The following is a 12,243-nucleotide window of genomic DNA, read 5'->3' as shown; positions in this document are numbered from 1 at the left end:
ATTGACTGAATATTATGTAAAAAGAAAAAATTCAATAAAGATAAACTTTTTTAATTTTATATTAATAAAAAAACACAGATGATAATCATCTGTGTTTTTATTTAAAATTGATTTTGAATGTTGTGAATTTATTAAGTTCACTATCTACAGAAATGTAACCTCCATATTGACTCACAATCTTTTCGGCAATTGAAAGCCCTAAGCCATTACCACCTTGGCTTCTTGCTCTAGATTTATCTACTCTATAGAAACGATCGAAAATAAATTCTTGATCTTCTTTTGGTATGCCTAAGCCATGATCGGTAATTTCAATACTTATTTGTTTATTACGCAATTGTGTTTTAATACATATATGCTTTCTCTCTTTATCATATTTCATAGCATTGTCTATAAAAATTAAGATTAATTGTTCAAATTGATGACGATTAATTTGTAAAACTAAAGGTTTTTGTTCTAATTCAATCTCAAATAGATAATCTGGATGCAATTGTTGAAGTGCCTTAATTCGTGATTGAATTTCTTCATTGATATCAACGTCCTCTTTTTCTAAGGATTGCATATTTACTTTATCTTTGGTTAATAATAATAATTCTTCTACTAGCTTTGTAATTCGATTCATTTCTTCTAGTGAAATATTTAAAGACTCTTCTAAAATAGCAGGATCTTTCTTACCCCAACGTTTAATTAAATTTAAATGGCCTTGAATGATTTGAAGTGGTGTTCTTAACTCATGAGAAGCATCTTCAACAAATTGTCTTTGTTGATTAAAAGAGGCTTCAATTTGATACATCATTTCGTTGAAAGTTTCTATTAAATTGTCTGTTTCTTCATAACTTGTATCAAGTTCTAATTTATTTTGAAAACCATCGCGTCGTATTTGATTCATTTTATTAGACATTGTTACTAGCGGTTTTGTAATATTTTTAGAAATGAAATAGCTAATACATGCAGTAATCACTGTAGCAAGTAGACCAAAAACAACAGCAATAATATAAAGTGATTTTACTAAGTTGTTATAATGCTCAAGAGAATGAATGAGTACGCTATAACCTTTAAAGTTTGGACTATGAAGTGGTTCAGTAATAACTAAATACTCTTTTCCATTATTTCGCATTACTTGAATTCGATCGGTCTTTTGTAAATTATTATTAGGTATAAACTGAATCGTACTTTCATTAGATGATTTCATTATTCTTTGACCTGTATGATTGTAAATAATGACTTCTTCATAATTTTCTAATGAAGCACTTAAATCTAATATCGATATATTATTAATCGGACGCGTTTGAATTAAATTGACAATATCACTTAAACTATGTTCTGCTTCATCCACTTCTCCTTCTCTTAAAGTATCTTTTAAGAAGAATATAATAATAAGACAAAATAAAATAATTGTCGTAAACATAATCAATGTAGTGATAGTCATCCATTTATATTGTAATGTATGATTTTTCATTATCGAATCACGTATCCTACACCACGAACAGTTTCAATGACTTTTTCTTTATTGAAAGGTTTCAATTTATTTCTTAAATATCTGATGTATACATCAACCACATTCGTTTCTACTTCACTATTATATCCCCATACATGATTTAAAATTTGTTCACGTTGTAGTACGTGATTGCGATTCGTTGCTAATAGATACAATAAATCATATTCAGTTTTAGTAAAATCTAATTGCTTACCATCAACAGTTACTTTAAATGCATCAATATCTATTCTGATACCATTAATATCGATAATATCCTTATGAGGCTGACGACGTAATACAGCACGAATTCTTGCAAAAAGCTCCTCAATTTCAAAGGGCTTTACTATATAGTCATCTGCACCATAATCTAATCCAGTCACTTTATCGTAAGTATCACTTTTAGCAGTGATGATAATAATTGGTGTTGATTGCACTTGGCGTACACGTCTACAAATTTCTAGGCCATTTATATTTGGTAACATTAAATCTAAAATAATCAAATCAAAATCGTTATTTAATGCTTTTTCTAAACCAGGTTCCCCATCATATTCGATGTCCACCTTATAACCCTCATGTGTTAATTCTAATTCAAGAAATCTGGCTAAATTTTGTTCATCTTCGACGATTAAAATATTAGTCATTTTTTCAGACACCTCTTTTTTAATAAACGTATGACTTCTCATAACATAACCAATATTCTATCACAAAAATTATTTGTTAATAGAATGAATAAAATAAAAGTAAGATTTTAATTGACAATCGTTATCAATAAGTTATAATATTAATTGAAAATGATTATCAATTAAATCTAAGTTTCCCCCATAATTTAAAATACTTAGAATTATAATCATTTTCAAGCCATTCCCCCCTTAATTTATATGTCCGTAAATACTAATAAACGTTCGTTTTAAAACGAGACGTAAATAATAAATAAGTGCGCCAAATAAGGCGCACTTATTTATTATTTATAAGGTTGTAGGCTCATGTAATCCTTTTAATACTAAAGTTGAAAGAACGATACAGAAAGCACCTCCAATGATTCCTGCAATAATATCAGTTGGATAATGCACGCCTAAATAAACTCTTGAAATAGAAATGAGTAAAATAAGTGCCGCACATAGTCCAATAATGACGCCTTTTGTACTTCCTGATGCTCTACGCTGAGCAATATACATTGCACTTCCAAAAAATGAAGTCGAACCCATTGCATGTCCACTAGGAAAACTAAATCCAGAAATATCAATTAAACGTAGTAATGTTGGACGTTCACGATCAAAAATATTTTTTAGTAAGGGATTTAATATACTTGATAGTGACATTGTGATAACAAAAAATAAAGCTTCAATTTTGTAACGTTTAAGCATTAAATAAGCAACAAGCATTAATGACAAACAAACCATTGCCCATACTTCTCCAATTTTTGTTGCACCTAATAAAATAGATGTAGTAATAAAACTCTCCGATGCATAAATAAATTCATATACTTCATTATCAATCCATTTGCCTAAACGTGATTCATGGAAAAATGCAATGATGCCAAAGATTAATGTAAAAACAATGAGCAATGTAATGCGTTTCGTTCTATTCATCAATTGGTCCTCCTATATTAAAGCGCGTCGTTCAAGATTTTATTAAATAAGTCTTCTTTAGTATAACTTTCTTTATAAGATTCCATTTGATGAGTAATATCAGTACGGTGAGATTCAATTTGTTTTAATTGTTCGAGTAATTTGAATTGTGTAAGTTGATCTTCTGGAATCATTTTTCCATATCCTTTGGATTCAAAATATTTAGCATTGTCAATTTGATCCCCTCTAGATTGATCAAGTCCTAGTGGTATGAGCAACATTGGGATTCTTAAAGTCAAGAATTCATAGATAGCATTAGAACCTGCACGACTTACGACTGTGTCTGTAATAGATAATAAATGCGTTAATTCTTCTTTAACAAATTCATATTGAATATATCCTTTTTGTTTATAAGACTCATCTACTAATCCATGCCCTGTTAAATGAATGATTTGATAATCATGTAGTAAAGCTTCAAGATTTTCTCTAATAATATCATTTAATTTTTTACTACCTAGGCTACCACCCATAACAAGTAATACTTTTTTATCTGAATCAAACCCTGTTATTTCATAACCTTTTTGTTGATTACCTTCTTTTAAATCTTCTCTAATGGTTGCCCCTACAAAATCAGCTTTATCTTTAGGTAGATATTTAAGTGTATCTTCAAATGTTGTATATATTTTTTTTGAAAATTTTAAAGATATTTTGTTTGCTAAACCAGGAGTTAAATCTGATTCATGAATAATAGTAGGAATATTCAATGAACGTGCTGCTATAACAACAGGAACAGAAACAAATCCCCCCTTAGAAAATAATAAATCAGGCTTTTCTTTTTTTAGAACGCGACGGGCATCTAAGATACCTTTTAATACTTTAAAAACATCTTTTGCATTTTCAAATGATAAATAACGACGTAATTTACCACTTGAAATTGGGTAATATTTAATATTCGAAAGTTGTGATTCAATCATTTCTCGTTCAATTCCGTTTTTAGAACCAATATAAAAAACTTGATGTCCTTTTTCTAATGCAGTTGGAATTAAACTTAAGTTCACAGACACATGGCCTACTGTGCCGCCTCCGGTAAACGCAATTTTAGACATGATTATTAACCTCTATTCTTATATGTTTTTATAATATGCATAGAATGGTGCGCCTCTATCGAATGGATGATAGTCAATTTTTGTTTCTCCTACTTTTTGGAAACCAAATTTCTCGAATAAACCTTGAGCGGGTTTATTTAATGCAAAAGTATCTGTCAGAATCACATGGATATGATGTTCTTCTGCTAATTTAACTGCAAAATCAAATAATTGAGTTGCTGCACCTTTATAATCTTTAGAACCAGCTAATCTATGAATAACATAAGCGTTATTTCTATCAACTGGCCATTCTAAATCATCATACCACTCTGATTGTTGTTGGTCGACAACAATAAATCCATAAATAGTGTTATTTTCTTCTAAAACATATAACGTCTCTGTATCAATATCTTCCTTAAAATGTTCAGTAGCTGGGTATTTATCGTCCCACTGATTATTCCCAAATGATTTCATTAAATCTTTTGCTTCTGACACTAATGTTTCGATTTGATTAATATCTTCATGTTTACCTAGTCTAATCATATAATAGTTATTCCTTTCTATTTTATTAATTTTAATAATTTGTCTAAGACTGTGTCTTCTTTATTTGATTTTTCAACTAATAATTGAGTGAATTTTTCATTTGTTTTGGTGTCAAATTTTCCCGTTTCAGATAGTTGATTATCTGATTGGAATAGTTTAATAGCATTAGCTAATTGATTATCAAATTGGTTTGATTCATCTCCGTTATAATAACCTAAAGCATCTAAACCAATTTTTATCGATTTAACGTTTTTATTATTATCGCCAACAGAATATGTTTTATCAGACGGAATAACACTTAATGATTGATACTTAGGAGAATCAATTGTAACATCTGGTCTAATACCTTTTCCATGAATATAATGATCATCAGGTGTTAACCATTTCATTTGTGTATATTTTAATAATGACCCATCTTTAAGTTCTCGTGTGGTTTGAACGATTCCTTTACCAAATGTTTTTGAACCATACACTTTAGCTTTATGGTGATCTTTCATTGCCCCTGTAAAGACCTCTGACGCACTTGCGGAACCTTCATTTACTAAAATACTCACTTTCATATCTTTAACATCTTTTAAAGCATCATTTGAAGTTTTAATTGCTTCTTTATCATTGCCTTTTTCAAGTTGAACAACAGTTTGACCTTTATCAATAAAAATATTAGCCATTTTAACTGCTTCATCTAATAATCCCCCTGGATTATTACGCAAGTCTAAGATGATATTTCGAACACCAGCATCATGAGCTTTTATAATTGCAGATTTTAATTCACCCGCAGTATTTTGTTGGAATTTAGTAATCGTAAATACAGCTATGTTACCTTTTTTCTTATACTCCACACTTTTGACATGAATTTTACCACGTTTAATATTAATATCTTTTTCTTCAGAACCGCGTTTAATAGTTAACCTAACATTTGTGCCTTCTTTACCTCTTACCACTTTAACAACTTGATCTAAAGGTTTACCTACTACAGACTTACCATTAACTTTTGTGACAACATCTTTAGGTTGAAGGCCAGCTTTTTCAGCAGGAGAATCTTTCATAGGACTTGTAATCATAATATCTTTATTTTTCTTTTGCATTTCTGCACCAATACCTACAAAATCTCCAGATACATCTTCATTAAAGCTCTTTGTTTCAGACTTTGTCATGTATTCAGAATATGGGTCTTTTAATTCTTTTACCATACCATTAATTGCAGCTTCAGAAAGTTTACTTGAGTTTTGTTTTTTGTAATAGTCTGTATCTAACGTTTTATATGCAAATTCTATTTTTTTCATTTCTTGACGCTCTTCTTTAGTTAAACCACTTAACTTATGACTGATTCCTATCGTTGCAAATACAGCTATAATTGTTGTAATGATAATAACACTTAATAAAATTAAGATAAACTGCCATATTTTCAAATGCATCTTTTTTTTAGGAGATGCATGTCTTTTTTCATCTGATTGTCCGTCATGGTGCTCCTCAGAATGATTATTCATAAAATCACTTCCTCTAATTACATCTTGTCTCTTATCATTTTATATAAAGACATACCTAGTATGTCTTTATTTTTAAGCAAACGCAAATTATAAGAAATTGTATTCTTAATTAGATAAAAATAAAAAGAGTGGCATATAAATCTAAAATTAAGATTTTATAACACCACTCCATATCATATTTAGACATAAAATGAATTTAAATTAGAATTTTAACCATTCTGTATATTCTTCATATAAATCATCAAATACGGACATAGGTAACGTAATGTCACTTTGCATTTCGATATAGTCTGATAATACGTTGAAGTCACTTTCATGTTTTGGAAACGATAAGTCATTGAAAATGTCTTCGGCTAATTCACCTTTATCATCTTTACGTCCTCTAGCCGTTAAGGCAAATTGATAAAATGAATGATCTTTCATTAGCTCATTGTCACATCGACAACTTTAGTTTCGCCTTTAATAACAGCTTTAACATCATCGAGTGAAATAGATTCTGTTTGATCAGAATTTGTAATAATAATAGGTGAAATAACTGATTTGGCATTATTTCTAATAAATTCTAAATCGAATTTGAGTAAAGGGTCGCCTACTTGTACTGTGTCACCACTGCTAACCAGTACATTAAATCCTTCTCCGTCTAACTGAACAGTATCTAATCCAATGTGTACTAAAATTTCAAGACCATTTTTAGTTTTTAAACCAATTGCATGTTTTGTTGGAAAAACATTATCAACTTTTCCAGCAACTGGGGAAACTACCTCACCTTCAGTAGGATTAATACCGAAACCTTCACCCATCATTTTTTGGGCAAATACAGGATCTGGTATATCTTCAATTTTGACATATTCACCTGTTAATGGTGCATATAGTTGAGTTTCCTTATTGACTTCTTTATCTTTACCAAATAATTTTTTAAACATTATTCATCGCTCCTATTTATTAAAATGTTGTATCAAATCGCCATATCCTAATTCTTCTAATTTTTCGTATGGAATAAATTGAATAGCTGCAGAATTAATACAATAACGCAATCCGCCACTTTCTTTTGGGCCATCATTGAATACGTGACCTAAATGACTGTTAGCATCTTCTGATCTAACTTCAGTTCGAATCATACCAAATGATTTATCTACGAGTTCAACAATTTCATCATCGTCTAATGCTTTTGAGAAACTTGGCCAACCACAATCAGATTCAAATTTCTCTTCAGAAGTAAATAAAGGCTTACCAGAAATTTTATCTACGTATATTCCTTTGTCAAAATGATTCCAATATTCATTTTGAAAAGGAGGTTCTGTACCATTTTCTTGAGTAACGAGATACTCCATATCATTTAATTCGCTTTTATCTTTTTTAATCATTTTGAGACCCCCAATGTGATTCTATAAATGCTTTTCTACCAGAACCGCGTTGATATTGCTCATAATGCATAGGATTTTTTTTATAATAGTCTTGATGGTAATCTTCCGCTGGATAAAAGTTTTTGTAAGGAAGAACTGGTGTGATGATTGGTTTTTTAAAAATACCTTCTTCATTTAGTTGTTGGATTTTTAATTCAGCAGCTTTTTTTTGTTGTTCATCATGATAAAATATTGCTGGTTCATAGCTTTCGCCTCTATCAAAAAATTGCCCTTTATTATCTGTCGGGTCAAATAGTTTAAAGTAAACATCCAAAATATTTTCAAATGACGTAATATCTGGATTATAAGTAATTTGAACTGCTTCTCTATGACCAGTTTGATTTGAACATACTTGTTCATACGTTGGATTTTCTATATTTCCGCCACTATAACCTGATACGACATCTTCAATACCTGGGTAAGATGTAAAAGGTTTAACCATACACCAGAAACATCCTCCTGCTAAAGTTGCATATGCCATTATATTACCTCCTCTATCTTTCTTTAAATTTACGATATAATGATATGAAATTAAAGTAATTAACTCAGAGATCAATAACTTAAGTCACCTATTATTATCTATTATCCTCTAACTACGACAAGACCGATAGCGCCTTGACCAGTGTGTGTAGAAATGACTGGTGTCGTTACATTAACATCATAATTTTGTTGTCCAAATGCTTCATTAAATTGATGTTTTACTTTTTCAATGAATTCAATCGTATTTGCATGTGCAATACCAATCGATTGAATAGTATGATTTTCAATAAATTTAGCAATTTCTTTTTTTAGATATTGAATACTAGAGTTTTGTGTACGAGAATTATGTACGATTTCTAAATATCCCTCTCTAAGTGTTCCTATCGGTTTTATTTTCATAATATTTCCGATTAAACCTTTTGTTTTACTGATGCGTCCACCTTTAATTAATTGATTGAGTTGGCCAATAACAACAAATAGTTTAATATTTTTCTGCAATTCTGAAATATGTTTAATAATTTCTGCACTTGAAAGATTAGTGTTTACAAGTTCTACTAAACGTTGAATTTGGTATGCTAATCCAAAAGAAATTGATTTTGAATCAATCACATTTACTTTTGCTTCAATCATATTGCTCGCTTGTAAAGCAGTCTGATATGTTCCACTTAATCCTGAAGACATATGAATGCTAAAGATTTCTACATCGTCATTGTCTTTATCAAGTTGTTCATATAATTCAATAAATTTACCAATTGATGGCTGACTCGTTTTAACGTCAGCGTCTTCTTCAATACGTTTAATGTACTCCTCGGATGAGATATCTACTTGATCTACAAATGATTCTTTATCAATGGTTAAATTTAATGGAACAACATGGATGTTATGTTGATTTAAATATTCAGCTGATAAATCTGAGGTAGAGTCTGTAACAATTACTTGTTTAGTCATAATTTCTCCTGTTAATTTATTTTATTTTCGTACTAAATGTAAAAAGGTATGTGGAATAGTATTTTTTCCATCAAGTTGACCCTCTTCAGAAGATACAACCGTCCAATCTTCAAATGTATAGGGAGGGAAAAATGTATCACCTTGATGTTTTCCATCTACTACAGTGATATACATATCGTCAACTTTATCAATCATTACTTCAAATAATGTTTGGCCACCAAAAATAAATACATGACCCTCTAAGTTGTAGATATCATCAATTGTGTGAATCACTTCAACGCCATCAGGTTTAAAATTGTTATCACGAGTTAAAACTACATTTTTTCTATTTGGTAATGGTTTGCCAATGGACTCAAATGTTTTTCTACCCATTACAAGTGTATGGCCAGTTGAGAGTTGTTTTACATGTTTTAAATCATTTGGAATATGCCATGGTAGAGCATTTTTATAACCAATGACACGTTGTTGATCATGTGCCACTAAAATTGATAAGGTCATTTATCATATCCCCTTTTAGTTTATTTTTAATTAAAGATAGATTACACAGCAATGGGCGCTTTAATTGCTGGATGAGATTGATAGTCTACAAGTTCTAAATCTTCATAATTAATATCAAAGATTGAGTGTTCAGAATTTATTTTTAATGTAGGAGGTGCAAAACCTTCTCTAGAAAGTTGAGTCTTAATTGCCTCTATGTGATTAGAATAAATATGTGCATCTCCAAAAGTATGAATGAATTCTCCAACTTCTAAGTTACATTCTTTAGCAATTAAATGCGTAAGTAATGCATAACTTGCAATATTAAAAGGCACACCTAGGAAAATATCTGCACTACGTTGATAAAGTTGACAACTTAATTTGCCATCTTGTACGTAGAACTGAAACATTGTATGACATGGTGGTAATGCCATAGTATCAATTTCAGTGGGATTCCATGCTGAAACTATGTGTCTTCTCGAATTAGGGTTTGTCTTAATTTGCTGAATAACTGTTTTAAGCTGATCGAAATGATTACCATATTGATCTACCCAATCACGCCATTGCTTTCCATAGACATTTCCTAAATCACCATATTTTTTAGCAAAAGTATCATCATTCAACACTTTCTCTTTAAATTTTTTCATTTCCTGTTGATACATTTTATTGAAATTTTCATCTTCTTGAGAACGATGTCCAAAATTTGTCATATCTGGACCATGATAATCTTCAGATTGAATATATTTTTCAAAAGCCCATTCATTCCAAATATTATTATTATATTTTAATAAATACTGAATATTAGTATCTCCTTTTATAAACCACAATAACTCAGTAGCAATAAGTTTGAAAGATATTTTTTTTGTAGTGAGTAAAGGGAATCCCTTCGTTAAATCGAAGCGGATTTGATGTCCAAATTTAGAAATGGTACCTGTATGTGTTCTATCATCACGTTGATTACCAATTTCTAAAATGTCATTACATAAATCGTGATACGCCAAATCAAAAGGATTGAGCATATGTACATCTCTCCTAAATTTTATATTAATTATCATTATACTAGAAAATAGAAAGATATTGAATGAATTATATTATTTCAAAACATTTTTATATTTAAAAATCTCCAATAATAAATTATCAAACTGATATAATTTATTATTGGAGATGCATATTAAGATAGATTAATTTAATATAATCATATTAACAATTTTCGTCGAAAGCATCTTTAATATCCATACAAATATCTTGAATATCTCTACCTTCAATATGTTCACGCGGAATAAAATGCTTTAATTCTGTACCTTTAAATAAAGCATACGAAGGGCTTGAAGGTACTTGTTGGATATAATCGCGCATTGTTTGCGTTGCTTCTTTATCTTGTCCAGCGAATACTGTGACTTTATGTGTTGGCTTTTTATCATTTTGATCAGCAACTGCTACAGCAGCAGGTCTCGCTAAACCAGCAGCACAACCACATGTAGAATTAATAACAACAAATGTTGTTTCGTCATCTTTAACATTGTTCATATAGTTTGATACATCTTCACTTGATTCTAAACTTGTAAAACCATTATCAGTTAATTCAGAACGCATTTGTTGTGCTAGTTCATGCATATATTGTTCATACGGATTCATATAAAAAACTCCTTTAATGTTTATTACGATTAGCAATTTGTTTCCATACGGAACCTAATGCTTCATCGCCATTTTCAATTCTAGAAATTGCCATTTTCACTTGAAGTTTTACTTCGTAAGCATTGTCGTTTGCATGCGCTCTTAGAGATGCTAGTTGCGCTTCGCCACCTTCTTCAAATAAAAACATTGCAGCTCTCCAACGAACAATTTTTTGTGGATCATCAAGTGCTTTTTCCATTTCTGGCAAAGCTTCTTTATAACCTAAATCACTGATACAGTCTCCAGCTGTACGTCGAATAGCTGGATGCTGATCATTTAATCCTTTATACAAATATGGCAATATTTCTTTACTTTCAATCATACCAAATAAAACAATCGCTTGACGTCTTAATGGTAACTTATTTTCATTTAGGGCTTGCTCTAAGAGTGGAATATCCTCAAGTGTTGGTGTTGGGAATTCTGTTAACATTCTGAGACGTACTTTCCAGTCTGATTCATTCAAGTACTCCTCGTATGAAACATGTTGATAAAAATGAGATGTACTTTTCGTTTGTGTAGATAAAGCTTGAACGACTAATTGTTCCAATCGACTTTTTGGATATAATGCAATGATTTCTTCATAAACTTCTTCCATAACTAGAGAAAGTTCTCCATAACGTAAACCAAGCTCTTTCCATTTTCTAAGAAAAATAACATTATCATCATCTTCTTGTGCTTTAAGCATACTATTAATAAAGATATCAGGTAGTTGTTTACGTACTTCTTCATGAGCATTTGTTAATTTAATTTGATATGGGATATTTTTAAAAGTGAGTATCTCTGCTTTCACTTCTCCATAGTGTTCATCAAACTGAGATGATTGACTAATAGTTTCCTCTTTTTGAAGTGACGCAGTAATTTGAGGTAATACCTCTTCCCAATTTGCTTTCGGATACTTATCAATAGCTAAAAAGTCAATTACATGAAATATAGATTTAACATCTTTAATTTGTAATAAGTCATTAATAAAATCAGGTTGAGATGTTTTGACTTCTGTATATGTGTTCGACTGATTATCAGCACGCTTTTCACTTAAAACGATTTTCATTGTATTTGGGCTTGGTGTTGGTTCAATTTTTAATATTTCCACTACTGTTCCTCCTA

The 12,243-nt window shown here is 30.3% G+C and carries 15 protein-coding genes; all 15 read right to left on the bottom strand.

Features of this window, described 5'->3' with window-relative positions; all coding sequences use genetic code 11:
• Positions 1-97: 97 nt before the first annotated feature.
• Complete coding sequence (locus tag NSU06_RS06760) at positions 98-1,405, bottom strand: HAMP domain-containing sensor histidine kinase (RefSeq protein WP_371089565.1); 1,308 nt, start codon at positions 1,403-1,405, stop codon at positions 98-100.
• Positions 1,406-1,455: 50 nt separating this feature from the next.
• Positions 1,456-2,115, bottom strand: a complete 660-nt coding sequence (locus tag NSU06_RS06755; RefSeq protein ID WP_019835254.1) for a response regulator transcription factor — start codon at positions 2,113-2,115, stop codon at positions 1,456-1,458.
• Between the two features lie 324 nt (positions 2,116-2,439).
• Positions 2,440-3,063 carry a phosphatase PAP2 family protein gene (locus tag NSU06_RS06750; protein WP_017176326.1) on the bottom strand — a complete coding sequence of 208 codons (624 nt, stop codon included), beginning with the start codon at positions 3,061-3,063 and terminating at the stop codon, positions 2,440-2,442.
• Between the two features lie 17 nt (positions 3,064-3,080).
• Entirely contained in the window at positions 3,081-4,148 is a 1,068-nt protein-coding gene (locus NSU06_RS06745) for an undecaprenyldiphospho-muramoylpentapeptide beta-N-acetylglucosaminyltransferase (RefSeq protein ID WP_017176325.1), read from the bottom strand.
• Between the two features lie 18 nt (positions 4,149-4,166).
• Positions 4,167-4,670: a GNAT family N-acetyltransferase gene (locus NSU06_RS06740; RefSeq protein WP_017176324.1), complete on the bottom strand. Its 504-nt coding sequence runs from the start codon at positions 4,668-4,670 to the stop codon at positions 4,167-4,169.
• A 17-nt stretch (positions 4,671-4,687) separates the two neighbouring features.
• The gene (locus NSU06_RS06735; protein WP_017176323.1) at positions 4,688-6,157 is read right to left on the bottom strand and encodes a S41 family peptidase; all 1,470 of its coding nucleotides are present in this window, start codon (positions 6,155-6,157) and stop codon (positions 4,688-4,690) included.
• A gap of 201 nt (positions 6,158-6,358) precedes the next feature.
• Entirely contained in the window at positions 6,359-6,580 is a 222-nt protein-coding gene (locus NSU06_RS06730; protein WP_017176322.1) for a YozE family protein, read from the bottom strand.
• Positions 6,580-7,080, bottom strand: coding sequence for a PTS sugar transporter subunit IIA (locus NSU06_RS06725; RefSeq protein WP_002449797.1), 501 nt, complete (start codon positions 7,078-7,080; stop codon positions 6,580-6,582). The genes NSU06_RS06730 and NSU06_RS06725 overlap by 1 nt, the downstream gene beginning before the upstream one ends.
• Positions 7,081-7,092: 12 nt before the next feature.
• Complete coding sequence (gene msrB, locus NSU06_RS06720; RefSeq protein ID WP_002449905.1) at positions 7,093-7,521, bottom strand: peptide-methionine (R)-S-oxide reductase MsrB; 429 nt, start codon at positions 7,519-7,521, stop codon at positions 7,093-7,095.
• Complete coding sequence (msrA, locus tag NSU06_RS06715; RefSeq protein ID WP_017176321.1) at positions 7,514-8,041, bottom strand: peptide-methionine (S)-S-oxide reductase MsrA; 528 nt, start codon at positions 8,039-8,041, stop codon at positions 7,514-7,516. Before msrA ends, msrB begins: the two co-directional genes overlap by 8 nt.
• 101 nt (positions 8,042-8,142) lie before the next feature.
• Positions 8,143-8,988, bottom strand: a complete 846-nt coding sequence (locus tag NSU06_RS06710; RefSeq protein ID WP_017176320.1) for a DegV family protein — start codon at positions 8,986-8,988, stop codon at positions 8,143-8,145.
• 21 nt (positions 8,989-9,009) lie between these two features.
• Positions 9,010-9,486: a dihydrofolate reductase gene (locus NSU06_RS06705; RefSeq protein ID WP_048679885.1), complete on the bottom strand. Its 477-nt coding sequence runs from the start codon at positions 9,484-9,486 to the stop codon at positions 9,010-9,012.
• 41 nt (positions 9,487-9,527) lie between these two features.
• On the bottom strand, positions 9,528-10,484 hold the full coding sequence (locus NSU06_RS06700) for a thymidylate synthase (protein WP_049420518.1): 957 nt from the start codon (positions 10,482-10,484) through the stop codon (positions 9,528-9,530).
• Between the two features lie 181 nt (positions 10,485-10,665).
• A complete protein-coding gene (gene brxA / locus NSU06_RS06695) occupies positions 10,666-11,100 on the bottom strand; it encodes a bacilliredoxin BrxA (protein WP_017176317.1) in 435 nt (144 codons plus the stop codon).
• Between the two features lie 13 nt (positions 11,101-11,113).
• Positions 11,114-12,229 carry a conserved virulence factor C family protein gene (locus NSU06_RS06690; RefSeq protein WP_017176316.1) on the bottom strand — a complete coding sequence of 372 codons (1,116 nt, stop codon included), beginning with the start codon at positions 12,227-12,229 and terminating at the stop codon, positions 11,114-11,116.
• Positions 12,230-12,243 lie beyond the last annotated feature (14 nt).

The organism is Staphylococcus sp. FSL W8-1270 (assembly GCF_038007165.1).
Classification (GTDB): Bacteria; Bacillota; Bacilli; order Staphylococcales; family Staphylococcaceae; genus Staphylococcus; species Staphylococcus hominis.
Note: the sequence above shows the minus strand (reverse complement) of the source record. Positions and strands in the feature narration are given on the sequence as shown.

Excerpts from the sequence above, each read along its gene's own strand:
- NSU06_RS06730 (WP_017176322.1), bottom strand. The coding sequence starts at position 6,580 with ATGAAAGATCATTCATTTTATCAATTTGCCTTAACGGCTAGAGGACGT.
- NSU06_RS06760 (WP_371089565.1), bottom strand. The coding sequence starts at position 1,405 with ATGTTTACGACAATTATTTTATTTTGTCTTATTATTATATTCTTCTTA.
- NSU06_RS06745 (WP_017176325.1), bottom strand. The coding sequence starts at position 4,148 with ATGTCTAAAATTGCGTTTACCGGAGGCGGCACAGTAGGCCATGTGTCT.
- brxA (WP_017176317.1), bottom strand. The coding sequence starts at position 11,100 with ATGAATCCGTATGAACAATATATGCATGAACTAGCACAACAAATGCGT.
- NSU06_RS06735 (WP_017176323.1), bottom strand. The coding sequence starts at position 6,157 with ATGAATAATCATTCTGAGGAGCACCATGACGGACAATCAGATGAAAAA.
- msrA (WP_017176321.1), bottom strand. The coding sequence starts at position 8,041 with ATGGCATATGCAACTTTAGCAGGAGGATGTTTCTGGTGTATGGTTAAA.
- NSU06_RS06710 (WP_017176320.1), bottom strand. The coding sequence starts at position 8,988 with ATGACTAAACAAGTAATTGTTACAGACTCTACCTCAGATTTATCAGCT.
- NSU06_RS06755 (WP_019835254.1), bottom strand. The coding sequence starts at position 2,115 with ATGACTAATATTTTAATCGTCGAAGATGAACAAAATTTAGCCAGATTT.
- NSU06_RS06725 (WP_002449797.1), bottom strand. The coding sequence starts at position 7,080 with ATGTTTAAAAAATTATTTGGTAAAGATAAAGAAGTCAATAAGGAAACT.
- NSU06_RS06740 (WP_017176324.1), bottom strand. The coding sequence starts at position 4,670 with ATGATTAGACTAGGTAAACATGAAGATATTAATCAAATCGAAACATTA.
- NSU06_RS06705 (WP_048679885.1), bottom strand. The coding sequence starts at position 9,486 with ATGACCTTATCAATTTTAGTGGCACATGATCAACAACGTGTCATTGGT.
- NSU06_RS06750 (WP_017176326.1), bottom strand. The coding sequence starts at position 3,063 with ATGAATAGAACGAAACGCATTACATTGCTCATTGTTTTTACATTAATC.
- msrB (WP_002449905.1), bottom strand. The coding sequence starts at position 7,521 with ATGATTAAAAAAGATAAAAGCGAATTAAATGATATGGAGTATCTCGTT.
- NSU06_RS06700 (WP_049420518.1), bottom strand. The coding sequence starts at position 10,484 with ATGCTCAATCCTTTTGATTTGGCGTATCACGATTTATGTAATGACATT.